The 25,208-nt window shown below is 35.9% G+C and carries 26 protein-coding genes; 16 read left to right on the forward strand and 10 right to left on the reverse strand.

Annotated elements, in window-relative coordinates:
* The first annotated feature begins 6 nt into the window (after window positions 1-6).
* The 3 genes from NSQ08_RS02585 to NSQ08_RS02595 are packed head-to-tail and all read left to right on the forward strand — an operon-like array spanning window position 7 to window position 2,646.
* Complete coding sequence (locus NSQ08_RS02585; RefSeq protein ID WP_002140468.1) at window positions 7-1,317, forward strand: PTS sugar transporter subunit IIC; 1,311 nt, start codon at window positions 7-9, stop codon at window positions 1,315-1,317.
* On the forward strand, window positions 1,293-1,571 hold the full coding sequence (locus NSQ08_RS02590; protein ID WP_002140469.1) for a hypothetical protein: 279 nt from the start codon (window positions 1,293-1,295) through the stop codon (window positions 1,569-1,571). The genes NSQ08_RS02585 and NSQ08_RS02590 overlap by 25 nt, the downstream gene beginning before the upstream one ends.
* Complete coding sequence (locus NSQ08_RS02595) at window positions 1,561-2,646, forward strand: DUF871 domain-containing protein (RefSeq protein WP_002029931.1); 1,086 nt, start codon at window positions 1,561-1,563, stop codon at window positions 2,644-2,646. The genes NSQ08_RS02590 and NSQ08_RS02595 overlap by 11 nt, the downstream gene beginning before the upstream one ends.
* A 175-nt stretch (window positions 2,647-2,821) precedes the next feature.
* Here the strand turns inward: NSQ08_RS02595 and entC are convergent, their stop codons facing one another.
* From entC to NSQ08_RS02615, 4 genes are all read right to left on the reverse strand, one after another.
* Complete coding sequence (gene entC / locus NSQ08_RS02600; RefSeq protein ID WP_159146264.1) at window positions 2,822-4,258, reverse strand: cell wall-binding protein EntC; 1,437 nt, start codon at window positions 4,256-4,258, stop codon at window positions 2,822-2,824.
* Between the two features lie 717 nt (window positions 4,259-4,975).
* A complete protein-coding gene (locus NSQ08_RS02605; RefSeq protein WP_002029935.1) occupies window positions 4,976-6,127 on the reverse strand; it encodes an ABC transporter permease in 1,152 nt (383 codons plus the stop codon).
* Between the two features lie 26 nt (window positions 6,128-6,153).
* On the reverse strand, window positions 6,154-6,828 hold the full coding sequence (locus tag NSQ08_RS02610) for an ABC transporter ATP-binding protein (RefSeq protein WP_002087431.1): 675 nt from the start codon (window positions 6,826-6,828) through the stop codon (window positions 6,154-6,156).
* Window positions 6,825-7,928, reverse strand: a complete 1,104-nt coding sequence (locus tag NSQ08_RS02615) for an efflux RND transporter periplasmic adaptor subunit (protein WP_002010766.1) — start codon at window positions 7,926-7,928, stop codon at window positions 6,825-6,827. The genes NSQ08_RS02610 and NSQ08_RS02615 overlap by 4 nt, the downstream gene beginning before the upstream one ends.
* 211 nt (window positions 7,929-8,139) lie before the next feature.
* Between NSQ08_RS02615 and NSQ08_RS02620 the strand changes: the two genes are divergently transcribed.
* The 4 genes from NSQ08_RS02620 (at window position 8,140) to NSQ08_RS02635 (ending at window position 12,897) form a co-directional block, all read left to right on the forward strand.
* A complete protein-coding gene (locus NSQ08_RS02620; RefSeq protein WP_002029937.1) occupies window positions 8,140-8,874 on the forward strand; it encodes a YwaF family protein in 735 nt (244 codons plus the stop codon).
* Between the two features lie 88 nt (window positions 8,875-8,962).
* Window positions 8,963-9,829, forward strand: coding sequence for an ABC transporter permease subunit (locus NSQ08_RS02625; protein ID WP_002140474.1), 867 nt, complete (start codon window positions 8,963-8,965; stop codon window positions 9,827-9,829).
* 1 nt (window position 9,830) lies between these two features.
* Complete coding sequence (locus NSQ08_RS02630; protein WP_340771172.1) at window positions 9,831-10,835, forward strand: ABC transporter permease; 1,005 nt, start codon at window positions 9,831-9,833, stop codon at window positions 10,833-10,835.
* A gap of 139 nt (window positions 10,836-10,974) precedes the next feature.
* Entirely contained in the window at window positions 10,975-12,897 is a 1,923-nt protein-coding gene (locus NSQ08_RS02635) for an ABC transporter permease (RefSeq protein ID WP_340771175.1), read from the forward strand.
* A gap of 38 nt (window positions 12,898-12,935) precedes the next feature.
* Here the strand turns inward: NSQ08_RS02635 and brnQ2 are convergent, their stop codons facing one another.
* The 4 genes from brnQ2 to NSQ08_RS02655 all read right to left on the reverse strand — a co-directional run bounded on the left by brnQ2 (window position 12,936) and on the right by NSQ08_RS02655 (window position 15,696).
* The gene (gene brnQ2 / locus NSQ08_RS02640) at window positions 12,936-14,252 is read right to left on the reverse strand and encodes a branched-chain amino acid transport system II carrier protein BrnQ2 (protein WP_002029943.1); all 1,317 of its coding nucleotides are present in this window, start codon (window positions 14,250-14,252) and stop codon (window positions 12,936-12,938) included.
* Between the two features lie 220 nt (window positions 14,253-14,472).
* Window positions 14,473-15,042: a spore coat protein CotJC gene (gene cotJC, locus NSQ08_RS02645; RefSeq protein ID WP_002140479.1), complete on the reverse strand. Its 570-nt coding sequence runs from the start codon at window positions 15,040-15,042 to the stop codon at window positions 14,473-14,475.
* A gap of 166 nt (window positions 15,043-15,208) precedes the next feature.
* Window positions 15,209-15,472, reverse strand: a complete 264-nt coding sequence (locus NSQ08_RS02650) for a spore coat protein CotJB (RefSeq protein WP_340771180.1) — start codon at window positions 15,470-15,472, stop codon at window positions 15,209-15,211.
* An 8-nt stretch (window positions 15,473-15,480) separates the two neighbouring features.
* On the reverse strand, window positions 15,481-15,696 hold the full coding sequence (locus NSQ08_RS02655; RefSeq protein WP_002193326.1) for a spore coat associated protein CotJA: 216 nt from the start codon (window positions 15,694-15,696) through the stop codon (window positions 15,481-15,483).
* Between the two features lie 108 nt (window positions 15,697-15,804).
* On the opposite strand from NSQ08_RS02655, the gene NSQ08_RS02660 reads away from it, so the two are divergent.
* From NSQ08_RS02660 to NSQ08_RS02680, 5 genes are all read left to right on the forward strand, one after another.
* Window positions 15,805-16,215, forward strand: a complete 411-nt coding sequence (locus tag NSQ08_RS02660; protein ID WP_340771186.1) for a VOC family protein — start codon at window positions 15,805-15,807, stop codon at window positions 16,213-16,215.
* Window positions 16,216-16,456: 241 nt separating this feature from the next.
* Window positions 16,457-16,738, forward strand: coding sequence for a YkvA family protein (locus NSQ08_RS02665; RefSeq protein ID WP_000733844.1), 282 nt, complete (start codon window positions 16,457-16,459; stop codon window positions 16,736-16,738).
* Window positions 16,739-16,749: 11 nt separating this feature from the next.
* Entirely contained in the window at window positions 16,750-17,355 is a 606-nt protein-coding gene (locus tag NSQ08_RS02670) for a DedA family protein (RefSeq protein ID WP_002140485.1), read from the forward strand.
* 110 nt (window positions 17,356-17,465) lie between these two features.
* Entirely contained in the window at window positions 17,466-17,834 is a 369-nt protein-coding gene (locus tag NSQ08_RS02675) for a DUF3992 domain-containing protein (protein ID WP_002087413.1), read from the forward strand.
* Window positions 17,835-17,854: 20 nt separating this feature from the next.
* Entirely contained in the window at window positions 17,855-18,199 is a 345-nt protein-coding gene (locus NSQ08_RS02680) for a DUF3992 domain-containing protein (protein ID WP_000525803.1), read from the forward strand.
* Window positions 18,200-18,259: 60 nt separating this feature from the next.
* Here the strand turns inward: NSQ08_RS02680 and NSQ08_RS02685 are convergent, their stop codons facing one another.
* On the reverse strand, window positions 18,260-18,685 hold the full coding sequence (locus NSQ08_RS02685; protein ID WP_002087412.1) for an S-Ena type endospore appendage: 426 nt from the start codon (window positions 18,683-18,685) through the stop codon (window positions 18,260-18,262).
* A 353-nt stretch (window positions 18,686-19,038) separates the two neighbouring features.
* Between NSQ08_RS02685 and NSQ08_RS02690 the strand changes: the two genes are divergently transcribed.
* Together NSQ08_RS02690 and NSQ08_RS02695 are read left to right on the forward strand one after the other, a co-directional pair.
* Window positions 19,039-21,501, forward strand: coding sequence for an FN3 and LamG domain-containing metallophosphoesterase family protein (locus NSQ08_RS02690; protein ID WP_340771204.1), 2,463 nt, complete (start codon window positions 19,039-19,041; stop codon window positions 21,499-21,501).
* 80 nt (window positions 21,502-21,581) lie between these two features.
* Window positions 21,582-21,785 carry a hypothetical protein gene (locus NSQ08_RS02695; RefSeq protein ID WP_000391506.1) on the forward strand — a complete coding sequence of 68 codons (204 nt, stop codon included), beginning with the start codon at window positions 21,582-21,584 and terminating at the stop codon, window positions 21,783-21,785.
* A 144-nt stretch (window positions 21,786-21,929) separates the two neighbouring features.
* Here the strand turns inward: NSQ08_RS02695 and NSQ08_RS02700 are convergent, their stop codons facing one another.
* Window positions 21,930-23,333 (reverse strand): amino acid permease, encoded by a 1,404-nt coding sequence (locus NSQ08_RS02700; RefSeq protein WP_002188416.1) that lies wholly within the window; start codon window positions 23,331-23,333, stop codon window positions 21,930-21,932.
* A 289-nt stretch (window positions 23,334-23,622) separates the two neighbouring features.
* Here NSQ08_RS02700 and NSQ08_RS02705 point away from each other — a divergent pair, with 289 nt between their 5' ends.
* Window positions 23,623-24,750, forward strand: a complete 1,128-nt coding sequence (locus NSQ08_RS02705) for a cation:proton antiporter (RefSeq protein ID WP_016094715.1) — start codon at window positions 23,623-23,625, stop codon at window positions 24,748-24,750.
* Window positions 24,751-24,874: 124 nt separating this feature from the next.
* Window positions 24,875-25,204 (forward strand): outer surface protein, encoded by a 330-nt coding sequence (locus NSQ08_RS02710; protein ID WP_113768982.1) that lies wholly within the window; start codon window positions 24,875-24,877, stop codon window positions 25,202-25,204.
* The last annotated feature ends 4 nt before the right edge of the window (window positions 25,205-25,208 follow it).

The raw sequence follows: 25,208 nt of genomic DNA on the forward strand, positions 1-25,208 counted from the left end.
TTATCGATGAATGGTTTTATGAGTTTTATGGAACAGAAGATTATGCCAACAACGCAAAAGATTGCGGGGCAACGACATTTATTAGCAATTCGAAATGGAGTTATTTCTACATTACCGTTAACGATTGTCGGGTCATTTTTCGTTATCTTTTTAAACTTACCAATTGATGCATATATGGAGTGGATTGCACCGTTTCGTCATATTTTAGATATTCCATTCCGATTTACAGTAGGCTTAATGGCTTTATACGCAGCATTTGGGGTAGGGGCCTCACTCGCGAACTTTTATCAGCTCAATCAATTAAGTGCAGGATTATTATCTGTACTCGCCTTTTTACTAGCATCAGTTGAACCAATTCAAATAACAAAAGCTGTACCAGGTGTTATTGATGCAGGAAGATATATTTCAGTAGGGACATTAAGTGCAACTTCTTTATTCGGAGCAATTGTTACAGCATTAATTGCAGTAGAAATTTATCACTTTATGATTAAGCATAATATCTCGATTAAATTACCAGATAGTGTACCACCAGCAGTTGCAAACTCGTTTGCAGCATTAATTCCAACTCTAGTAGTTATTCTTTTATTCTGGGGTATTCGTTACGGTTTGAAATTTGATGTAAACACAACAATCACATATTTAATCGCACCATTAAAATCAGTATTAGTAGGAAATAATTTATTCGGCGGTTTATTAACAGTATTCTTAATCGTGTTCTTCTGGTCGTTCGGTATACATGGCCCAGCGATTTTAGGACCAATCATCCGTCCGATGTGGGATTCAGCAATTCTTGAAAATATGGAAGTGTTCACGGCTACAGGAAATGCACATCAGTTACCAAACTTATTTACAGAGCAATTTATTCAATGGTTCGTATGGATCGGTGGATCAGGCTCAACGTTAGCTTTAGTAATTATGTTTATGTTCTCTAAATCTAAGTTCTTAAAAGAGTTAGGTAGATTATCATTCGTACCAGGATTATTCAATATTAACGAGCCAATTATTTTCGGGGCACCAATTGTAATGAACCCGATCTTAATTATTCCATTCGTTATTACACCGCTAGTTACAACGACAGTATCATATTTCGCAGTTGTTTCAGGTGTGATTCCGCTCATGATGGCGAAGCTGCCATTTACGATGTTAGCGCCAATTGCAGCGATTATTAGTACGGACTGGACAATTATGGCCGGTGTACTTGTACTTGTTAACTTTGTTATCTCATTCGTTATTTACTATCCATTCTTCAAAATGTATGAGAAGCAACAATTAGCAGGAGAGGAGAAAACAGAATGCTCGGAGCAATTATCATCTTAATTACATTCGTGGCGGGGCAGTGTATTGCACATTATTCAAAGTGGGTACAAAGTAAATCGCTATTAGTTTTACTACTTGTGTCGATATTATTTATTGGATGTTCAATGGGAGTTTATGTGGTATTTAGTTTAGAATCACCGTACTTTATCATCGTACCAACGATTTTATGTGCAACATGTTTATCTGCAAAATATAGATTTACGAGCATGGCATTAATACAACGTGTGAAGGAGATGCAAAAGCATGGAGCGTAAATTAGGAATTTCACTTTATCCAGAGCATTCAACGAAAGAACAAGATATGGCATACATTTCGGCAGCGGCACGCCACGGTTTTTCAAGAATATTCACTTGTTTACTGTCTGTTAATCGTCCGAAAGAAGAAATTGTAGCTGAATTTAAAGAAATTATTAATCATGCAAAAGATAACAATATGGAAGTTATTTTAGATGTAGCTCCAGCTGTATTCGATCAACTTGGTGTTAGTTATAGTGATCTATCATTCTTTGCAGAGCTAGGCGCGGATGGAATTCGTTTAGATGTAGGGTTTGACGGGTTAACAGAAGCGAAAATGACGAATAATCCATATGGCTTAAAAATTGAGCTGAATGTAAGTAATGATATTGCCTATTTAGAAAATATCCTTTCGCATCAAGCGAATAAATCAGCTTTAATTGGTTGTCACAATTTTTATCCGCAAAAATTTACTGGTCTTCCGTATGATTATTTCATTCGCTGTAGTGAACGCTTCAAAAAGCATGGTATTCGCAGTGCAGCCTTTATTACATCGCATGTAGCTGACATAGGTCCATGGGATATTAATGACGGATTATGTACGTTAGAACAACATCGTAACTTACCAATTGAAGTACAAGCGAAACATTTATGGGCAACAGGGCTTATTGATGATGTTATTATCGGAAATGCTTATGCGAGTGAAGAAGAGTTAGAGAAACTAGGAAACTTAAATCGTTACATGTTACAGCTAAAGGTACAATTTGTAGACGAAGCGACTGAAGTAGAGAAGAGAGCGACACTGCAAGAATTACACGTAAGACGCGGTGACATAACAGAGTATATGGTACGTTCTACAGAAGTACGTAAAAAGTACAAAGACTATGACTTCCCAGTGCGCGAAAGTGTACGACAGGAAAGAGGGCAAGTTGTAATTGGTAATAACCTATTCGGAAAGTATAAAGGTGAACTACAAATCATTCTGAAAGAAATGCCAATAGATGAACGGAAAAATATTGTCGGTACAATTGCAGAAGAAGAGTTATTCTTACTAGATTATGTAGGAGCTTGGACACAGTTTACTTGTGTGGAATAGGGAAGGTAAGAGAGGATGCTATAGCATCCTCTTTTTTCTGTTGAAATAGTAGTCTATCGTATATAGAATTCAAAGGGATAGATTTAACTTGGACGGGGGAGAAGGAGAAAGAATATAAGAATCATAAAAAAAGAGTCAGTCTCAACGTTGAGACTGACTCTTTTTTATATAGTAATTAGTTTAAAACTTTCACTGTAACTGTTTTACGTCCCCAGTTACTTGATGTACCTTTATCTGGCATTAAAACGTCAATTTTATTTCCTTTAATAGCTCCACCAGTATCACCAGCGATTGCTACTCCGTAACCTTCAACCCATACTTTTGAACCTAATGGAATGACACTTGGATCAACTGCAATTAGTTTCATGTTTGGATTAGCTGTTAAGTTATGACCCATAGCTGATTTTACTTGGTCTCCTGCTTTGTAACCATTTTCAAGTGGATCCGCTGTGTAAGCTGTTGCTTGAACTCTTAATTCACGAGAAGAAGATGGTGCACTTGTTTCAGTTTCTTTTGCAACAGGTTGTTGTGTAGCTGGTTTTTGAGCTTTAGCCGCTTCACGAGCTTTAGCTGCCTCTTGAGCCTTAGCAGCTTCACGAGCTTCAGCTGCTTCTTGAGCCTTAGCTTCTGCTTGAGCTTTAGCCGCTTCACGAGCCTTAGCTGCTTCTTGAGCTTTAGCTTCTGCTTGAGCTTCAGCTGCTGCCTGAGCTTTAGCTGCTTCACGAGCTTTAGCTGCTTCTTGAGCCTTAGCTTCTGCTTGAGCTTTAGCTGCTTCAGTTGCTTCTTGAGCTTTAGCTGCTTCACGAGCTTTAGCCGCTTCTTGAGCCTTAGCTTCAGCTTGAGTTTCAGCTGCTTCACGAGCTTTAGTTGCTTCTTGAGCCTTAGCTTTTGCTTGAGTTTCAGCTACTTCACGAGCTTTAGTTGCTTCTTGAGCCTTAGCTTTTGCTTGAGTTTCAGCTACTTCCCCGGCTTTAACTGCTTCACGAACTTTAGCTGTATCTTGAACGTTAGTTACTTTTTCAGCTTTAACTACTGGCTGAACTTTAACTGGTGCTTTTCCTGTTAAGTAAGGAATGTGTACATAAGCTGTTTGACCGTTATATTCAAATTGGATCCAATCATTTTGTACTTGGTGTGTTGTTTCGATTACATCATCTTTTTTCAATTTACCAAGAATCGCTGAATCTGTATTCGCTCCAGCACGTACGTTTAATACGTTTGCTGTTACGTAGTAAGTATCTTTTGTGTAGTCAGCGCTTATGAAAGCCTCTTTACCACTATTTAATTTAACTTTTGACCATCCGTTTTCTGTATGTAAAACGTTAACTTTATATCCATCTAATAACTTTCCGACAACTTGTGATTCAGTAGTTGGGTTTTCTCGTACATTTAGTACATCAGTCGTTACGATTGTTTCTGCTTTAGCAGATGTTGTGAAAATCCCAAGACCAAAAACCGCTGCTGTTGCTATACCCATAAATTTTTTCATAATAGCCTCCATTGCATTTGTTTTCGTTGACCTCATTATAGCAACCATTATTTTCTTATTTGCGGAAAACACAAAACTACAAAGCATTCGTAACGAGGCATTAATATTCTGTAATAATTCCATTAATATCCTGATAGCGTTTTCTTTGCGTTTTTGAGGGGATTAGAACATACGATTCATAAAATCAACACTTTTTTAATTACTAATAGATTAATAATGTATCAGTGGTGTTACTCAGATGTTTCTGTAACGTTACAAAAAAGGGGTATTTAACTATTTGAATCGCAATGTAGTTATGAAAATATAATCTTCTTGTGTGTGAAGTCGTATATATAGGGGGGATTTTAATGAAATAAAGATATAATTGTTACAAAATAAGTTGTAGTATGGAAAAAATTACGCCTTGAATTTGTTCTTTTACATATTATTTTTGCAATAATAGGATTGCTTGATAGCTTTCGTGAGAAATGAAAGTTTAAATGATAAAAAGATAATCGCAACATGAAACATATATAATAGAAGAAACATGATTTAAAGGGATGATATCGTTATGAATTGGTTCGCGAGTTGCAGTAGAATTATCCCGCTATTTGTGGGCAGTAAAACCCTCACCTCAAAATTCGGCTGAAGCAAAGAAGTTAGGTGGGAGATTAACTGCCCGTAAAAGCCCGATTGGTGAAGGCTAATAATCAGTGGGGGATGAACAAAACCCCCACTGATTATAGTTTCACTTTATATAATAGAAGTTAGAGGTTCTTATTTTTGTCAAAACGTCGATGAAATTACATTTGCCTTCAACAAAATAAAAAACGTAGGAGTGTAAACTCCTACGTTTTTTATTTACTCATATCGTAAACATTCAATTGGATCAAGTTTAGCAGCTTTGTTTGCTGGTAGTAAACCGAATGCAATACCGATTAGCATTGAGATACCTACTGAAAGAAGTCCAAGTTCTTTTGAGATAACGAGTGGCCATCCGGCAAAGATTGAGACGATCCAAGCGAAGAAAATACCAAGCATGAATCCGATGAAACCACCGAGTCCTGTTAAAATACAAGATTCAATTAAGAATTGTGTTAATACTTTACCGCGCGTTGCACCAAGTGCTTTACGAATACCGATTTCACGTGTACGTTCTGTTACAGATACAAGCATGATGTTCATTACACCGATACCACCAACAAGTAAGGAGATAGCGGCAATGCCACCGAATACCATTTTCATCATACCGATGGATTCGTCTAATTGCTTCGTAAATTCACCTAAGTCCTGTGCTTCGAATTTGTGCTCGAATTTAGGAGCTTTCATGTCGTTTAAAACAGAAACAGCTTGTTTTTCTACACTTTTACGTTCTGTTGGAGAGGTCATTGTTAATTTTACAGAGTCATACTCATTTACTCCTGAAATGACAGGCGCGTTTTCAAGAGATGTATAACCTTCAGGCATAGCCATTCCAAATTCGTTTTTCGTTTCGTATACACCGACTATTTTATACGGCTTTCCTTTTACATCTGTGTATAAATTGGATTCCCAACCACTAAATAATTTGTTGAAAGCTTCTTCATTTAATATAACAGCAGGGATTGCTTGGTTTAATTCGCTGTCGTTTAATTCACGACCGTGAACTAATTTTATTTTCGAATCTGTCATAAAGGCGCCTGTTCCACCTTTTAAATCAAGAGAGACATCTTTTGAACCAGAAGATGCTTTTACTTTCATACTTACATCTGGATAAACATCTTTAACGCCTGGTACAGTTTGAAGACGTTTTAGCATATCAGGTGTGATTTTGGCACTATCAGTTCCATAATCAGGGTTGTTGTAGTAAATCGTTACTTCAGTATCTTTTCCTTGGCCTAACTCTTTTTTAAACTTTGCATTTGTACCATCACCCATTGAAATGATAGTAATAATGGCGCTAATACCGATAATAATACCTAGCATTGTTAATATAGAACGCATTTTATGAGCAAAGATAGAGGAAAGGGCCATGCGTATATTTTCACTCGTGTTCAAAATTAACCTCTCCAATCTTGGACGATATTTCCGTCACGAATTACAATTTGACGTGCTGCCGCTTCCCCAATTTCACGATCGTGGGTAATCATAATGATTGTTGAGCCTTGTTTGTTTAATTCGTAAAAGAGATCCATAATTTGTGTACTTGTTTTCGTATCAAGTGCACCCGTCGGTTCATCTGCTAAGAGAAATTTCGGGTTATTTACGATTGCACGTGCGACTGCGACACGCTGCTTTTGTCCACCTGACAATTCATTTGGTAAGTGAGTAGCACGATCAGCTAAACTGACTTTTGTTAAAGCTGCTAATGAGCGCTCACGTCTTTCTTTTTTATCGACTCCAGCGTAAATAAGAGGTAGTTCTACATTTTGAAGTGCTGTAAGTCTCGGTAATAACATAAAGTTTTGGAATATGAATCCGATCTCTTTATTACGAACATGTGCAAGTTCTGTTTCAGACATGTTTGAAATGTTTTGACCAGCTAGTTCGTACGCACCTGTCGTTGGCTTATCTAAGCAACCGATAATGTTCATTAATGTTGATTTACCAGAACCAGATGGTCCCATAATAGAAGTGAATTCTCCTTGGTTTAGTGTTACATCAATTCCGTGTAATATTTGAACGGACTCTGCACCATTTTGGAAAGATTTCGTGATGCCTTTTAAGTTAATCATTGAGTGACAACCTCCATACCGTCTTTTAAGTCTTTTTCAGGTTTAGAGATAATTTCCTCTCCTTTTTTCACTCCAGAAACTTTTGCTTCGCTATCTGTCTCGAATTCAACAGTAACTGCTTGTTCTTTCGCTTTACCGTCTTTTACAACGAAGACAACATTTTTGTCACCTTTTTTCACAATGCTGCTTTTCGGAACAATCGTACCAGTTGCTTCGCCAGATTTACTTGTTACGTAAACATGGAAGCCGTTTTGTAATTCTTCACTATTATCTAATGTGACAGTGAATTGATAATTAGAAACAGTTTTATTTTCGTCCATGCTCTTTAATGGTGTAGAACCGATTTCTGTTACTTTTCCTGTCCAAGTCTTACCAGCGACAGTTTTTGATGAAACAGTTACTTCTTGCCCAACTTTCATACTAGCAAGTTCATATTCAGAAAGTTGACCTTTTACTTTAAATTGACCAGCGTGACGAAGTGTAATGCCACTCATACCTGTTTTTTCATCAGCAGTTTTTACGATATCATCAATTACACCGTCGGTTGGACTCGTTACAGAAAGTGTGTTTACTTTCTCTTTTGCTGCTTTAATCATTTCATCAGCTTTTTCTACTTCAAACTTTTTCATTTCAAGTTGTGATTCTAATTGTTGCACTTCGACTTCCGATGCCTTTAATGCTTCCTGAGGAAGACCTGCATTTTTATCTTTTTGTAATTTTTGTTTCGCTGCATCAATTTGTTTTTGATATAATGTCACTTCTTTTTGTGCAATTTTCTTTTGCATTTCTGCTTCTGTTACACCTTGTTTAGCAGTAGGGTCATTATATTTAAATAGAAGCTGCCCTTTTTTCACTTCGTCACCTTTTTTAACAGCTAATTCATACGTACCTTTTGTTGGATCAAATGAAATTGTTTCGATGCCGTTTGGAATGACTTCACCGCCAAATTTTTGCGCGTTTTCAATTTGTTTTTCTGTTACTTTATATCCGCTATATGCCATTGCTACTTCTGAACTACCGCCAGCTAAAGCAAAATATGATCCAGCTGCAATTCCGATCGCTACTACACTAGTAATTAACACTTTATTTTTCTTCTTCATCTATTTATCACCTTTTCGTTCGTTTTAGTATCTACATTAAGTATAGAAGAGGTGAAGAATCTTACAAATCGTTTTAGCTTACAATAACCTTACAGTTTTGTAAGGTATAAATATGTAAATGTAAGGTGGAGGTTGTCCTAGTTTAAGCAAATGAATTGACTCGTCGTTTCTTTCTAACAATAATATTGTATGAAGGAGAGGAGGAAGGAAGATGGAAGCTTATTTTAGTGCGCATCCATTAAAACCATTTATTCCGTACTCGAGGCAACATGTCATTATATTATTTATTATGTTGGTGGGGATATTTTTTCTGTATCAATACCAAGATTTATTGCGTCAAAGTGAGTGGAATATAACGGTTCGATATGCGATTGCATTTCTATTTATAGGAAGTGAGATTGGACTTCATATGTGGGAATGGAAAGCCGGTATTTTTGAGCTAGGCACTTCATTACCATTTGAGTTATGTACGATTAGTTTATTATTAGCATCGATTATGATTGTAACGAAAAGCTATCGAATATATGAGATTGTGTTTTTTACAGGAATTATCGGTGCATCGCAAGCCATTTTAACGCCGAACGTGCAATACGCTTTTCCGCATTTTCGCTTTATAGAATTCTTCATTGCACATGTATTACTCATTTGGGCACCGCTCTTTATGACGTGGGTAGAAGGATATAGACCTACCTTGCAATCGATTAAGCGTACGATGATATTTTTAAACATAGTAATTCCAATCGTTTCGTTTGTTAATTATAAAACGGGTGGCAATTATATGTTTTTAGCTCATAAGCCAGAAACTGCTTCATTACTCGATATGTTAGGGCCGCATCCCTACTATATTATTTCATTAGAAATAGCTGCGCTTATGGGATGTTTCATTTTGTATATACCGTTTGCGAAAAGAGAAGGGCATGCGCATAAAGAATCACTAGGGTCATAACCTAGTGATTTTTCTTTATAAATATTTATAATTCAGAAAATTAAGAATAAAATTAGAGGGTAAATTATATATAGAGAGAAGGGAAAACGTGGTCAAAAAAGTTTTTCTGAATGGGATGGAAGTGACGGTTCAATTTATTATTTCGATTTTGGGTATTATTTGTTTAGGGGCATTACCGAAATTATTTTACGGATTTGAGTTGCATGCATCAAAGTACATACAGAGTTTAAAAGAAGTGTTTGTGAACTTAATGGATATCTCCAATTTTCAATATGTGAGAGGTAAATTTTTATTTCCGCAGTTGTTCGTCCATTATAAAGAAACGATTGTGATTTTTTTGGCGGCTTTTTTCATTTCATTATTTGTAGCATTTTGTATTGTTTATGTCATTATGAATAGTTCACCGCGTATACAGCATCGCATTAAATCATTTCTCATCTTCCTAGAATCTATTCCAGACATTCTACTTATTTTAGTATCACAAATTTTGGTTATATGGTTTTTTAAAAGAACAGGCTTTTTACCTTTTCAAATTGCGTCAATTGGAGGCGAGTCGATTAGAGGATTGCCGATATTTTGTTTGAGTATACCGACTACGATTCTGTTCGTAAAAATGTTAGTGCTTCGTTTTGAAAATGAGCTAGAAAAAGATTATGTACTATTTGCTAAGGCGAAAGGGCTGAATCGTTTTCATATTTTAAATCGTCATGTTTTACGAAATGTGTTGCTTAGTACACTTTACTTTGCGAAAACGAATATCTTTTTTATGTTATCTAATTTATATATTATAGAATGGATTTTTAATACGGGTGGTATTTTTATGTTTTTGAAATCGTATGAGAGTATTAGGGTTGAGGTTTTCATCGTTAGTGTGCTGCTTATTTATATTCCGATTTTTATTTTGTTTAAATTGTTTCATTATCTCATTCCAGCTGCGATGAAGGAGAGACTATAATATGTGGACGTATATAAAACGCGATAAAAGATTTTGGATAAGCATTGGGTTTCTTCTCATATTAGTTCTTTTGAGCATCGGAAATACGATATGGAATGATGGACATATTAGACAAGTTACATTGCAATATGATGCGGATGAAAATCCACAAGTGCCACCGTTTTCACCTTCATTACAATTTTTACTTGGGACAGACCGGAAAGGATACGACCTGTTACATTTAGTCATTGAAGGTGCGAAGTGGACGATTGGTATATCTATTTTAATTGCGGCACTTAGAATGGTGATAGGTGTGTTTTTTGGTGTTGTGCTTGGAACATATGTAAAAAGAGGGTTTTCAAAAATCGAGGCTTTTTTTGATAGTTTTACAGTTATTCCAACAGTTATGATTGCGTATTTTTTTCTTCACCTTGCAAATGCATTTGGGAGTGGGGAGGAAACAACAACCTTTTTTGAAAGAGCTTCGTTTCAAGTGGTATTACTCGTAATGCTTGTGATGCCAGTTATTGCACTGTATGTTGCGAAGGAAGTTCGTAAATTACAAACGGAAGAATTTATTGATGCCGCGCGCATATTAGGCGGATCGAGAAGACGTATTGTTATAAAACATCTTTTTCCGCATCTCTATATGACGTTTATACTCGTATTTCTTCAACAGTTTACGCAGACTCTTACTATTTTACTGCACTTAGGGTTACTGGAGGTATTCTTTGGTGAAACAGTTAACTTTATGGGGCCGGTGGAAGAAGTGGAATCTTATACGCATGAATGGTCAGGTTTAATTGGAGTATACTTTAGGTCATTAACAGTGCATCCATGGATTCCTCTCGTCCCAATTACATTTTTCGGGCTTACTATTTTTTCAGGAAATATGATTGTGAAAAGTATAGAAGAGGCGATGTTGAAAGTAAGATTAGGAGGAGAGAGAAAGAGGAAATATGTAGAAGAGGAACAGCCTGCTGTGCAGTCAAAAGAAGAGTTATTTACTTTTAAACATACGATGTGAAGAGCCTAGGAAACTAGGTTCTTTTATTTTGTTATATTACAATATCGTAAGAGAGGTGTAATGAAAATCGATAGGGAGGAAGTTTTTTTTCGTATACACTGCATGTATAGAGACATGCGAGAGCGGATGGAGGTATACGATGGATTTTTTAGAAGTATCAAAGCGTAGTATAAAACGAAATATTAAAGATTATTTTCTATACTTTATTTCTTTAGTAGGCAGCATTATTATTTATTTTACATTCGTATCGATTAAACGAAATGAAAGTGTAGTAGCGCTTTTGAAAGAGTCGGATAAGGTGGAAACGACATTTACGTTTGCACAAATATTATTGATTATCTTTTTGACGATATTTATTTTTTATTGTAATAGCTTCTTTTTGCGAAAGAAGAAAAAAGAAATTGCGCTATACAGTTTACTAGGTATCCGTAAAGAAGAAATTGCGAAGTTACTCTTTTATGAAACATTACTAGTTGGTGCTGCGGCAAGTGTATTAGGTATTATTTCTGGTTTATTTATAGCGAATATATGTGCAGGGCTTCTTGTGAAGCTAATGGGAAGTGCGTTTACTTTTACATTTACGATTTCATTTTTGTCTATAGTAGAAGTTCTTATAACGATAGGTGCGATTTTTTTTATTGCATCATGGAAAAGTAAAAAGTTAATTTATGAGTATCGTTTAGTTGAATTACTATATGGTGAAAATCAGAAAGAAGAGGCACCTACGTATTCAAGTAAGAAGGCAAAACGAGCGATTGTTTTATTAATTACAGGTTATATAATTGCGTTACTCACACAAGTTTTTGGGTTTGGAGCAATTTTTATTACAGGTCTAATTATTTTTGGGTGTATTGTAAAAGGTACGTTTTTACTATTCGAGCAGTATACAGTGAAATCACTCCATAAAATAAAGGGAGATAAAACGAAATATTGGAATGGAACGAACATTTTATCGATTTCTTCACTGTTCTTTAGAATAAAAGGGAACGTAAAGATGCTTGCGTTATTATCTTTATTAAGTGCAGTGACGTTATGTACAATTGGGATTAGTTCTAGTATGTATTATGGGGCTCAGAAAACGGCGACATTAATGAATCCAGTTAGTTATGAGTATGTAACAACTGGAAAGGAATTAGATAAGAAAGTTAGAGAAGAAATTCAAAAACATGAGTTAGGAATAAAAAATGAAACGTCCGTAGCTTTACTTTCTATGCAAGGAAAGATAGAGGGAGAACAAATATTAACTGGGTATTTAATAGGTAATGGTAATGTACAAGTTATAAAAGAGTCGGATTTTAATAAATCAGCTTCTATGTTAGGGAATAAAAAAGCTGTGCTTCATTCGGAAAAGGAAGCAATTTTATTAGATCCGTATAAATCATATAACATTGAAAAGAATTCGCTTGAAGGAAACAACGTGTCCTTTGAAGGGATGAAGAATGGTATAACAATTGTTGAGCATCGTGAGGAAACAATTGTTAGTGCGAAACTTGCGCCAGTTGGACTTGTTGTTCAAGACTCGTTATTTAATAAGTTGCAGCAAGGAAATGCTGTTTCAAAGGTAAGTGGATTTATCGTTGAAGGAAACGGTAGTAGAGAGCTAACGAAAGAGCTAGAGACTATTCTTTTTAAGGAAGCGAAATTCCAATCATTTGAACAGGCGAGTCAAGCTGAGTTGCAAGATGGTGCAGTGTTGTTATTTGCAAGTGTATTTTTAGGGATTGTTTTTATTCTGGCTACTGGCTGTATTTTATACTTTAAACAAATAACAGAAGCGCTGGCAGAGCGACCAGCATATGGAATGTTAAAGAAAATCGGACTAACGAAAAGAGAAGCAACAGAGTCTGTAAGAAAACAAGTAGGAGCGATTTTCGTAGTACCATTACTGCTTGCGATTTGTCATACATTCTTTGCATTTTTAAGTTTGATGGGCTTTACAGGGATGTTTGAATATAGTCTTCCTTTACTAGGTAGTATAGGAGTGTATATCATGATTTACTTAGGCTACTATATGTTAACTGTTCGCTCATATACAAATACTGTATTCAGCGATAGAAAATAAAAAGAAGCAAGCATGGATTTCATGCTTGCTTTTTTTCTTTATTTTGTAGAAACTTCACCTGCAGCTTCTGTTTGCGGAATACAGTATCCGATTATACCACCGATTATTGCTGGAACGATCCAGCCGATTCCTAAGTTATAAAAAGGAATTGTGTGTACGATATTAGCGATAAAACTTGGTATCATTCCCACATTATCAAGTGCATGAATACAGCTAATAATGAATGCTGCGATCATCGCTCCGATATAGACAGAAGGTTTACGTTTCGTATATTTATCGATAAATGATACGAAAATTAAAATGATTGTAATTGGATATAAAATAATTAATACGGGTAATGTAATTTTGATTAATAAACTTAATCCTAAGTTTGAAATAACGAAGCTAAAAATACAAACGTATAGTACAAGCTTCTTATATGAAACATTTGTTAATACTGTTGTGAAATAGTTGGCGAATGCACTTACAACACCGATTGCAGTCGTTAAACAAGCAGCTATAATTGCGATACTTAATAAAACATTACCGCTTGTCCCAAAAAATTGATACATAATAGTTGCTAATAGTTGACCGCCATTTTCAAATTGTCCTAAGTTTCCGTTTGAAGCGCCGATATAACCTAGTAAGAAGTAAACAATTGTTAAGAAAAGAGCCGCAATGCTTCCGCAAATAATTGTATATTTCGCAATGGATTTCTTATCTTGTATACCGTTTTGGCGAATTGCATTTACAACAATTGTTGATAATACGAGAGCTCCGATTGCATCTAATGTTAAAAAGCCTTCGAGAAATCCTTTGAAAAATGGGATTTCTTTATAGTCACCAACAGGTTCTGCGAACGATACTGGTGAAAGAATCGCCTTTGTTGCCATAATTGCAATAATTCCAAGCAAAATTGGCGTTAATATTTTTCCGATATGATCTACTAATTTGGATGGATTTAACGATAAGAAGTAGACGACTATAAAGAAAATCGCACTAAAAACTAACATAGAGTACCATTGATCTGGGAAAAGTGGTGCAATCCCAATTTCATAAGATACAGTTCCAGTTCGTGGAATAACAAATAGTGGGCCGATGGAAAGATAAATAATGATAGCGAATACTGCTGCGAATTTTGGGTGAACACGGCTCGCTAAAGTATTAAAACTACCACCAGCAAGGGCAACAGCGACGATAGCTAGTAAAGATAAACCGACATCTGTAATAATAAATCCTGTAATGGAAACCCACATATTTTCTCCGGAAGAAAGACCGAGAAGGGGCGGGAAAATCATATTACCAGCACCGAAGAAAACTGCGAATAGTAATAAACTAATCGAAAGTATTTGCGCTGGTTTTAAAGTTGTACGCATATAAAGAAAAGCCTCCTAATGAGCGTTTTTTTGTCGAAAATTCAAATAATTTGTCGATTAACTGTTATTATTTTAAAGGTCTGATGACTAGAAAGCAAGAGGGAATTTTAAAAATATTTTAAAATAATGCGTAAAATTGAATAAATATACTATTTATATGTTAATGCAGGAAGAATTTCACTTTTAACGTAAAAAAACACATATCGCTAGGATATGTGTATTAAAAATAAATTTGCCTATCACGTTCTTCTTTTAAAATTTCTACAGCCTCTCGGAAACGTTGAGAATGGACAATTTCTCGTTCGCGTAAAAAGCGTAAGCTATCATTTATATCGGGATCGTCTGATAAATCAATTAGCCATTGATAAGTCGCTCGTGCTTTTTCTTCAGCTGCAATATCCTCGTATAAATCTGCGATAGGATCTCCTTTCGCTTGAATGTAAGTGGCAGTAAAAGGAACACCACCTGCATTATGGTAAAACAAGGCGCTATCATGATTCGCATAATGCGCGTCTAATCCGGCAGCTTTCATTTGTTCAGGTGTTGCATCTTTTGTTAATTTATAAATCATTGTAGCAATCATTTCTAAATGTGCGAACTCTTCTGTACCAATATCAGTTAGTAAGCCAACGACTTTGTCAGGAATAGTATAACGCTGATTTAAGTAGCGCAGAGCAGCAGCTAGTTCGCCGTCCGCACCACCGTACTGTTCAACTAATAATCTTGCGAGTGCTGGATTACAAGTACTCACCTTAACAGGATACTGTAATTTTTTTTCATAAATCCACATAGTTTCTCTCCTTTATCCCGCTATTTGAGGGCAGTAAGACTCCCACCTCAAAATTCGGCTGAGGCAAAAAAGTTAGGTGGGAGCCCTGCTGCCCGTAAACGCCCGATTGGTGAAGGCTAATAATCAGTGGGGGATGAACAAAACCCCAACTGATTAAAGTTTCACTTTATATTTGCCATGGCCACGGTCCTTTGCTCCATTCCCAGGGAGTGTTAGAATAACTATTTCCAAACTGCTGAAGTGGTCCGTATTTTTCTTCAATTTTTTGTTTTAATACTCTTCGTTTATAAGAAAAATCGTTGAATTGATTTATAGCTGCAGTATCGTCGGGGTGCGTATCTAAATAGAGGGTAAGTTCAACTAATACAAAGTCTAGTTCTTGTAGTTCTTCAATCCATTTGTAATATTCATCAGGCAATGTTTGTGTCACGTTTTTATTCACCGTCCTTTTTTGTGAGGATTTTCATAAAAATCATAAAAAGCAGGCCATAAAGTCCCTTTTCTTAAAGCTTCGTTTGGTGGGAATTGGGGTAAGTTAGGTGGTTGAAAGCCCATAAATAGGTGTGGGGGAGTTGAGTAGTATTTCTTTCCAATTGGAGGGCAAGGATCATTTGGACCGTGATAAGGTATGTAAGATTTCATGAATTTATCCATGTTACACGCCTCCTTTATAAATGAAATATTCATCACTATGTATTGTATTCGTACATAATTGCAAATTATGACTCATATAGAAAACTAAAAGGGGCAGGGGGAGTGCGGATGGAAAGTGTTACAACATGTATTGTCTTAGAATCTAAAAACTTAAAGGAAACATTATATTTTTATGAAGGAATTCTAGGGTTTAAACCGAGCAAGGAGAGGCCACAAATACGTGTAACAGGTGTGTGGTATGATATCGGTTCAACGAGAATTTGTTTTGTTGTAAACAGGGGACTGGGAGAGCATAGAGAGACTGTTATGTCATCAGTGAAGGAACTATTGTTAAAAGCTACAAATATCGAGCGTTTAAAGAAAAAGTTAGCGTTTTATCAAATATCATTTGTAGAAAAGCGCCGCGGTGAAGAAGTTAGAATAATATTTCATGATCCAGATGGTTATACACTCCAATTTATTTCAATAGAGAACATGGAAGAGAGTCTTTTACAATGTAATAATCTGAATGGTGAATGAAAAAAATATTGACAAGCTTAGGTAAATATTTTAATGTGATTGTATAAAACTGTGTATATAAAGGGGAGTAACTTATTACAGTAAAGTCGTCATTACAGGGAGAAACCCTCGGCTTTATTGGCAACGTTTCGTTGTTAGTGAGACCTTTACCAGCAATGGTAAAGGCCCCTTCTTGTCTTTTTTAGGACCCTTACCATATTTGGTAGGGTCCTTTTTGTATACAAAGAGAGGAGAAATAAAAATGAAAAAACTTATAAGTAGATTAAGAGTTGTATTTCATGTCCGCCGTTTTGTTCCATTCCTATTTGACTTTTTTACTTCAAAAGAGGTTTCAATAAAGAAGAAAATTTTATCTATTGCTTTTTTAGTTGGTTATGTAGCGATGCCGCTCGATTTAATTCCAGACTTCCTACCGTTCATTGGTATTTTAGATGATATTGGAATTGTGTTATTTATTTTGAACCGAATTGTAAAGATGGCGCCAGTTCAATTACAAGAAAAGCATAACGTAAACGTAGGATAGGAGTTGAAAATATGGAGCAAATTATTTTAGATATAATCGAGTTTTTAAAGCAGTTTTCTTATTTTGGAGTTGTGTTAGCATTAACGTTTGAATTTATTCCAGCAGAAGTAGTTTTGCCCATGGTTGGGTATTGGGTATATGAGGGGGATATGAATTTTTGGCTAGCTGTATTAGCTGGAACGCTTGGCGGAACGACAGGACCTTTAACGTTATATGCGCTCGGGTATTACGGTGGTCGTCCTCTATTAATAAAATACGGGAAATACTTCTTTATTAAAGAAGAACAAATTCAAAAAGCAGATGATTTCTTCGAGAAGTATGGGCCAGTTGTAGCATTTTTAGGACGCTTCATCCCGGGAGTTCGAACGCTTATTTCCGTTCCATGTGGTATGGCGAAAATGAACATATGGAAATTTAGCATATATACATTTGTAGCAATGTTCCCGTTAACGACTTTGTATATTTATTTTGGAATGAAATTAGGTCCGCATTGGGAAAAAGCAGCGGGTGTTGTTGGACAATATATGTTACCTATATTAGTGGTTGTTCTTATTGTTATAGGTAGTATCTTTATCTATAAATTTATGAAAAAACGAAACAAAACTGAATCTATTTAGTTAGTAGTATTAGGGTGGGATTATTTTTTGAAAATGGATGAATAGTACAGGCAAAAGACTCTGAAGGACATACACATATAGGGAATATAAAAGAGAGAGGGGAAACAACTATGTCTTGTGAGTGCTCAGGGTCAGCATTAACTTGCTGTCCAGATAAAAATTATGTGCAAGATAAAGTGTGTAGTCCGTGGTCTGCTACTGTAGTTGCAACAGCAATTGATAATGTTCTTTATACAAATAATATTAACCAAAATGTAGTTGGTACTGGTTTTGTTAAATATGATGTTGGTCCAGGTCCAATTACTGTAGAAGCGCTTGATTCTGCTGGGGCTACAATTGATACACAAACATTAAACCCAGGAACGAGTATCGCTTTTACGTATCGCCGCTTTGCTAGTATACAAGTTGTGTTACCTGCAACACCTGGTGGAACGTATCAGGGAGAATTTTGTATTACAACACGTTATCCACTTTCATAGTAGAATTGGAGAGGATCGAAATGGGAATGAGAAGTTCCGGTTTGTCTTGTTGTTCTAATAAAACACTTGTGCAAGATCAAGTATGTACAGACTGGTCTATTACAGGTGCTGGTACTCAAATTGTATATACGAATAATATTACACAAGAAGTATATGGTTCAGGTTATGTGAAATATGATGTAGGCGCGAATCCCATTACAGTTGATTTTTTAGTCGGTGCTACAGTAGTTGATACAATTACTGTACAACCACAAAGTAGTGGTACTTTTACTGTACGATATTTTACTACTGTCCGAATTACTACGACAGGAACAACTGTTAATCAAGGCGAGTTTTGTATTACAGTACGTTATCCAATTTCATAAAAAAAGCATACCGTAAATGGTATGCTTTTTTTAAATTGAGGAAGTAATAAAATTGGTATTCTATAAGCAACATGTAAATTGGCAACAGTACTTGCCTTCTAAATATAGTGAAGGATTATTTTGTATATTAATAATACTAACGGATTTTAAATCTTTACCTGTGTAAGATATTGTATTGCCAGGAAACACAGTGAAAATATTGGTTACTGCTCCAATGATTTGAATTGTAATTGCTTCAGTGCTGCTAGTACTATTGTAAACCGAGACAGTACCTGATATAAGTAGTATCCCATCACTTTGCCACAGTATCATTGATTGTAGTGCATCTTTGGTAGAGGGAATGGTGTTGTTAGTTATGAGGAAATTCCCTGCAAATTCATTTGTTACTCGCTCACAACTTGGATTTGGAGGAGGGGGCGGTGGACAAGGGTCTGGACAAATGATAGATAAAGGAGCGAAACAGCCAATATTTTTTTTGTTCTTCAATACAACCCCTCCTTTTTAAGTTGTCTTTTACTACTATTAAATGTAGAAGCATGGCCGATGTGTTAAGAAAAGAAGAAAATTTTTAAAATTAAGATTGTCTAATAGGCTTACAGCTTAACTTATCATTAATGTTATAGAAAAGATTATATGTGAATAGACATGGGAAAAGAAGGATCAGACTCTTTTAGACAAAAGGTGGTTGTATACAATAGTACGAGTAATGTTGGACTTAACACTTAATTAACTGTATATTTACAAAAATCTAATAAAATTCATTTGTTATTTAAACGATATTAATATGTTTAAGATAAAATAGCCCTTGTAATGAATCAATTATTATGAGGAGGATTCACGTGGAAAGAACTGCTTTACGAAAAGTAAAAGGTCTTATTGGATTATTAATGGTGTTTGTATTGGCATTTGTATCATTACCATGGAGTACGTCGGTTAAAGCGGAAGAGAAAAAGCAAGAAAAGGCACCAAGTGAGAAGAAAATCGTTTTCCCAGTTGTAAGTGATGTGCATATTAAAGATAGTGGAACAGATGATACGTTCCGCTGGAAAAGAGCGATTGAGCAATTTAATACGCTTGCACCAAAGCAAGATGCGTTTGTCATTGTAGGTGATTTTACTGATTCGGGTTCAGTAAAGCAATATGATCGTTTCATGCAAGTGTATAACGAAAATGCAAATAAAGATGCGGTACGAATGAATTCTCTAGGTAATCATGATTATTGGAACGGCTTATCTGTAGAGGGAGCACAGAAGCGTTTCTTAGAAAAGACAGGAATGGAATCGGTTTATTATCATAAGGTGGTAAAAGGGTATCATTTCCTTGTTATGTCTCCAGAGGATGGGACAACACATGGCTATTATTCGGACAAGCAAATTAATTGGTTAAAAGAAGAAATGGCAAAGGCACAAAAAGATGATCCAGAAAAACCGATTTTTGTGTTTTTACATCAACATATTAAAGATACAGTGTACGGTAGCCAAGAATGGGGGACGAAAGATAGTGCGAAAATTAATGCGGTATTAAAAGAATATCCACAAGTAATTACGTTTTCAGGTCATTCACATTATCCGTTAGATGATCCAAGATCGATTCATCAAAAAGATTTTACGTCTGTTGGAACATCTTCTGTAAGCTATATGGAAGTTGAAGGCGGTAAAGTACAAGGGAATATCCCGCCAGGAGCTAGCACATTAAGCCAAGGGTTATTAGTAGAAGTGGATGATAAAGAAGTAACGATTAATCGCCGTGATTTCCATACAAATTCTTGGACAGGCGAGCCATGGAAAATTCAGTTGCCATCAAAGAAAGAAACATTTACGCATGTAGAAGATCGTGATAAAGAAAAGCCATCTTTTGCGAAAGATGCGAAATTGTCAGTATCAAATGTAACGGAAAATGCGGCAACAGTAACATTCCCGCAAGCATTGGACAACCTGTTTGTTCATTCTTATCGCTTGCAAGCAAAGGATAAACAAACAGGTGAGATTAAAAATAAGCTATTAGCATTCTCAGAGTTTTATCGAGATCCAGTGCCGAAAGAACTGACATTTACACTTGCAGGACTAGATGGCGGGAAAACATATACACTTGAAGTTGTTGCGATTGATTCATTCGGCAATGAAAGTGTACAACCATTAACGGCAGAAATTACTACGAAAAAAGATAATATTGACCCGAATGTGAAAGTACCAAAGGCAGATATTTTTGATGTAAACTTTGCAGATGGTACATTTAAAGACAGTTCATCATTTGGTACAAAAGGTGATGTTAAGGGCAATGTGACTATTGAATATGATAAAGCATTGAAAAAGAATGTTATGCAGTTAAACGGAAAAGCAAATACATTTGGATACCTTCCATTTTCAGCAGCACAAAAAGAAAAAGTAGCAAATTCATTTACGTTAGAAACTGTATTTTCAATGAATGAAATTCGCGGACAAGGTATTTTGCAAAATACAGAGAGCGGTGGAATTGGTTTTGAGTCTACAGGAAGTGGCTATGTAGAATTATGGGCTCATATTGGTGGAAGCTATAAACGTGTTGGCGTTCAATTAGAAGCAAACAAAACGTATCATTTAACAGGAACGTATAATGGAAGTGAAGTAGCAATTTATGTAGATGGTAAAAAAGTAAATAGTCAGCCAGCTCAAGGGAAAGTATATCATCCGAACGTACCATTCGCACTTGGTGCAGATCCAGATAGCAACGGAAATGGCGGTATTCCGTTAAATGGACAAATTGCATTAGCAAAATTATATAGTAAAGCATTAAGTTCTTCAGAAGTAGTAGCAGCGTATAACGAGTTTTCTAATCGTACAAAATTAGAGCAAGTAAATGCGTTATATGAAGAGATTGGAAAAGTGAAAGAAGTATTGGCAGGTACTTATGAATTTGGTGAAAAACCAGGTCAGTATTCCCAAGCAGCTTTTAACGAATTACAAAGAAGTTATGACAATGCAACGAAAGTGTTTGAGAATATAGCAAGTACAGGAGAACAAATTGTTCAAACGTATAATGAATTAAAAACAGCAAATCAAACATTTGTACAATCAAAGGTAGCAGAAGAACAGCCAAAAACACCGAAAGAAAAATTACAAGTGAATATTGAATCTGCAAAAGCAGTAGTGAAAAAAGCACAAGCTACAAATGTAACGGACGGTTCAGTGAGATCATTGAGTCAAAAAATTACAGTTGCAGAAGCTGTAGTAAAAGATGTGAAAGTAAAAGATGCACAGGTAGAAACGATGAATCGTACGTTAGAGTACGCTATTTCACTGGTTGAAAAAAGCATCAACAAATAAGGTATAAGAAAAAGAAGCTTATCATGATAGGCTTTTTTTTTGTTATACTAAAAGTAGTATAGAAAAAGGGAGCGAATAATTTGGAAGAGAAAAAGCTAAAAAGAATTCTTGAATATGTATGGATCGCCGTTGTGCTCCTTGTAGGATATTATTTATTAAAAGATAAAAGTATATGGATTCTATTTTTAATGACATTTTTATTAGCGGGATTAGGAACGCTATTTATTAACTTTTTCTTTGATAGTGTAAACGCGTGGAGAAAGAAAAAGAAAGAGACGAAGTAAGGGAGAATAAAGTGAAACTTTAATCAGTGGGAGTCTTACTGCCCGGCAAATAGCGGGATAAGTATACAAAAGTTGATCGGTATATTTTTCGTTTTACAATCGTTAATGAAAATAGCTCGCCTTTATTATAGGCGAGCTATTTTTTTATACTTCTTTTTTCTCATCATTTGTTTTTTTAGTAGCTAAATGACTATGTTTTCTAGAGTAGAAGAAGTATACGCATAAACCGACTATAAGCCAAAATGAAAAGCTGATCCATGTCGTTTTGGACAAATTAGTCATTAAATATAAACAACAAAGAATAGCGACAACCGGTAGTACAGGTACGAGTGGTGTGCGGAAGCCTCGTTTTAAATCAGGATGAGTTTTCCGTAAAATAAGTACAGCAAAGCAAACGAATGTGAAGGCTGTTAACGTACCGATGTTTACTAAATTCGCTAGTAAATGTAGGTCTAAAAGTCCTGCTAATAAAGCTGCAAATACTCCAGTAATCCATGTGTTTAATAAAGGGATTTTTACTTTTTTATTTACGCGTGATAAAGCTTTTGGGAGTAAGCCGTCTCGGCTCATTGCATAAGAAACACGAACTTGTCCATACATAACGACTAAAAGAACGGTTGTCATTCCTGTCATCGCACCTACTGCAAGTAGCCCCGCAATAGTATCTTCACCAACGAAATGTAGTGCAAATGCAACTGGATCAGAAACGTCTAATTGCGTATAAGGAACCATGCCTGTTAAAACGAAAGATACGATCATGTATAAAACTGTACAAATAAGAAGGGAACCGATAATGCCAATTGGTAAATCACGCTGCGGTTTTTTCGTTTCCTCTGCCGCGGTTGCGATTGCATCAAAACCTAAAAAGGCGAAGAAGACAGTGGCAGCTCCGGTAATAATACCGTCGTACCCGAATGGAATGAACGGTGTCCAATTTTCAGGCTTTACATATTTTGCACCTGCTACGATAAAGGCGATAATAACTGCTAATTTGATAAGGACCATAACATTATTAATGCGTGCGCTTTCGCGTATACCAAAACTTAAAAGCCCAGTAATGAGAAGTAAAATACAAACAGCTGGTAAATCAATGAGACCACCTTTTCCTGTACCAGGGGCCGAGGAAATAATGGTGGGAAGGTGTATATTGAACCCTTGAAGCAATGATTGTAAGTATCCAGACCAGCCAACAGCTACCGCTGCAACAGCGAGTAAATATTCGAGCATTAAACACCAACCAACGATAAAGGCGACGACTTCCCCGACTGTCATGTATGCGTAAGTATACACACTTCCTGAGACAGGAATAGAAGAAGCAAATTCGGCATAACAAAAGGCTACACAAGCACAAGTAAATGCAGCAATAAGGAATGATAGCATAATACCAGGGCCAGAATGTTTTGCCGCTACGATACCTGTTAATACAAAAATCCCTGTCCCAATTACGGCGCCGATTCCTAAAAACGTTAAATCAAGTGCCGTTAATGTTCGATCTAGCTGTCGTGGTGATTCAGTACTAAGCGCTTTTTTTCGTAATAATGACTTCACTTTGAACTCTCCTCCTTTAGTTTTCATTTCCATAACTGCGAATATAGTACGAGCCCATTGGAAAAGAGTATGTAAGTGAATGAAAATACAGTTATGGTATGTAGTTTTTTAAAATTTCTGGGTTAATCTTATTATAATTCAGAATATTTTGTCAAATAAAATTTTAACAAATAAAAAGCCGGTTGTAAGGAGAAACTATGTGCAGAAATAGATGCAGGTTAACAATCAGTAGAGATGAAGAATAATCCACTGATTAAAGTTTTACTTTATTATAGTAGGAGAAGATGTTATGTTATTTTATTTTGAACTTGTCGTCATTTTACTTTGTACGAAATTAGCTGGTGATATTAGCGTAAGACTCGGCCAGCCCTCTGTACTTGGTAAATTAATCGTTGGTATTATTATCGGTCCGGCTTTGCTAGGTATTATTAATAGTTCAGAACTTATTGATGAGCTTAGCGAAATCGGTGTTTTGCTACTTATGTTTATGGCAGGACTCGAAACTGATTTAGAAGAGTTAAATCGTAATTTAAAATCTGCATTCGCAGTAGCGATGGGAGGAATTATTTTCCCATTCCTTGGTGGGTATTTAGCAGGGCTTGCTTTTGGAATGTTACAGTCGCATGCTATCTTTTTAGGGTTATTACTTTGTGCCACATCGGTTAGTATTTCTGTTCAAACGCTAAGAGATTTAGGGAAAATGAATACGAGAGAAAGTACGACGATTTTAGGTGCAGCTGTATTTGATGATGTAATTGTCGTTATTTTATTAGCGTTTGTCATGAGTTTTTTAGGCACACAAGATGTAAATGTAACGCTAGTCATTGCAAAGAAAATTATCTTTTTTGTAAGTATTGTTTTCATCGCTTGGAAAGTTGTTCCGTGGATTATGAAAATGCTCGTACCACTTCGCGTAACAGAAGCGTTAATTAGTGCTGCACTTATTATTTGTTTCTCTTTTTCGTATTACAGTGAAATGATGGGAATCGCAGGTATTATTGGGGCATTTGCAGCAGGAATTGCGATTTCGCAAACAGAGTATAAGCATGAAGTGGAACATAAAATTGAACCGATTGCTTACGCGATATTCGTACCGGTTTTCTTCGTAAGTATTGGAATGGAAATTACATTTCAAGGTATCGGAAGCCAACTTTGGTTCATTATCATTATGACGCTCATCGCAATTTTCACAAAGTTAATCGGATCAGGTTTAGGAGCAAGATTAACAGGGTTTAACTTACAATCTTCTATTAGTATTGGTGCGGGAATGGTGTCGCGCGGGGAAGTAGCGCTTATCATTGCAGCAAATGGACTTGCGGCGAATTTGTTAGCGAAAGAAAATTTCACAGCGATTGTCATTGTTGTTATATTGACGACAATTATTACGCCGCCGCTTTTGAAGAAGTATTTTGTATAGAGAGGAAGGGCTTATCTGATGTAGGTAAGCTCTTTTTTTATTGCAAAATGCAGTGGTCATGTAGCATGAATGGATTGTAATTATGATAAAATCTATGTATGTGATATGACAAGGAGAGGGAAGTGTGAAGATTACAAAGGGGAAAGTTATAGGTGTAATCATACTTATTGCACTATGTATACCATTTACTGCATGGAAAGAGTCAAAAGTGAAAAATTTTCCAGTTTCTATTTTTTCTTCCTATGTAGAAGACGAAAACCCGAAAGACTATAAGTACACTGCTTTTGTACCTGACTTTGCAATTTGGATACATGGATGGGAAAAACAGCGATCTGAAGGTGAAATAACGTCATATAAAAAAGAGGATCGAACTGTAATTGTTCACCATCCACCTGGCAATGATGGTTTTTATCTATATGATACAAATGATATTAGAGAATATACGCAACCGTAAGAAG

Source organism: Bacillus sp. FSL E2-8887 (genome assembly GCF_038007205.1).
Taxonomy (GTDB): domain Bacteria; phylum Bacillota; class Bacilli; order Bacillales; family Bacillaceae_G; genus Bacillus_A; species Bacillus_A mycoides.

What these genes read in the sequence shown, in the direction of transcription:
- NSQ08_RS02585 (WP_002140468.1), top strand. Translation starts at nt 7, where the DNA reads ATGAATGGTTTTATGAGTTTTATGGAACAGAAGATTATGCCAACAACG.
- NSQ08_RS02590 (WP_002140469.1), top strand. Translation starts at nt 1,293, where the DNA reads ATGCTCGGAGCAATTATCATCTTAATTACATTCGTGGCGGGGCAGTGT.
- NSQ08_RS02595 (WP_002029931.1), top strand. Translation starts at nt 1,561, where the DNA reads ATGGAGCGTAAATTAGGAATTTCACTTTATCCAGAGCATTCAACGAAA.
- entC (WP_159146264.1), bottom strand. Translation starts at nt 4,258, where the DNA reads ATGGAATTATTACAGAATATTAATGCCTCGTTACGAATGCTTTGTAGT.
- NSQ08_RS02605 (WP_002029935.1), bottom strand. Translation starts at nt 6,127, where the DNA reads ATGGCCCTTTCCTCTATCTTTGCTCATAAAATGCGTTCTATATTAACA.
- NSQ08_RS02610 (WP_002087431.1), bottom strand. Translation starts at nt 6,828, where the DNA reads ATGATTAACTTAAAAGGCATCACGAAATCTTTCCAAAATGGTGCAGAG.
- NSQ08_RS02615 (WP_002010766.1), bottom strand. Translation starts at nt 7,928, where the DNA reads ATGAAGAAGAAAAATAAAGTGTTAATTACTAGTGTAGTAGCGATCGGA.
- NSQ08_RS02620 (WP_002029937.1), top strand. Translation starts at nt 8,140, where the DNA reads ATGGAAGCTTATTTTAGTGCGCATCCATTAAAACCATTTATTCCGTAC.
- NSQ08_RS02630 (WP_340771172.1), top strand. Translation starts at nt 9,831, where the DNA reads ATGTGGACGTATATAAAACGCGATAAAAGATTTTGGATAAGCATTGGG.
- NSQ08_RS02635 (WP_340771175.1), top strand. Translation starts at nt 10,975, where the DNA reads ATGGATTTTTTAGAAGTATCAAAGCGTAGTATAAAACGAAATATTAAA.
- brnQ2 (WP_002029943.1), bottom strand. Translation starts at nt 14,252, where the DNA reads ATGCGTACAACTTTAAAACCAGCGCAAATACTTTCGATTAGTTTATTA.
- cotJC (WP_002140479.1), bottom strand. Translation starts at nt 15,042, where the DNA reads ATGTGGATTTATGAAAAAAAATTACAGTATCCTGTTAAGGTGAGTACT.
- NSQ08_RS02655 (WP_002193326.1), bottom strand. Translation starts at nt 15,696, where the DNA reads ATGGATAAATTCATGAAATCTTACATACCTTATCACGGTCCAAATGAT.
- NSQ08_RS02660 (WP_340771186.1), top strand. Translation starts at nt 15,805, where the DNA reads ATGGAAAGTGTTACAACATGTATTGTCTTAGAATCTAAAAACTTAAAG.
- NSQ08_RS02665 (WP_000733844.1), top strand. Translation starts at nt 16,457, where the DNA reads ATGAAAAAACTTATAAGTAGATTAAGAGTTGTATTTCATGTCCGCCGT.
- NSQ08_RS02670 (WP_002140485.1), top strand. Translation starts at nt 16,750, where the DNA reads ATGGAGCAAATTATTTTAGATATAATCGAGTTTTTAAAGCAGTTTTCT.
- NSQ08_RS02675 (WP_002087413.1), top strand. Translation starts at nt 17,466, where the DNA reads ATGTCTTGTGAGTGCTCAGGGTCAGCATTAACTTGCTGTCCAGATAAA.
- NSQ08_RS02680 (WP_000525803.1), top strand. Translation starts at nt 17,855, where the DNA reads ATGGGAATGAGAAGTTCCGGTTTGTCTTGTTGTTCTAATAAAACACTT.
- NSQ08_RS02705 (WP_016094715.1), top strand. Translation starts at nt 23,623, where the DNA reads ATGTTATTTTATTTTGAACTTGTCGTCATTTTACTTTGTACGAAATTA.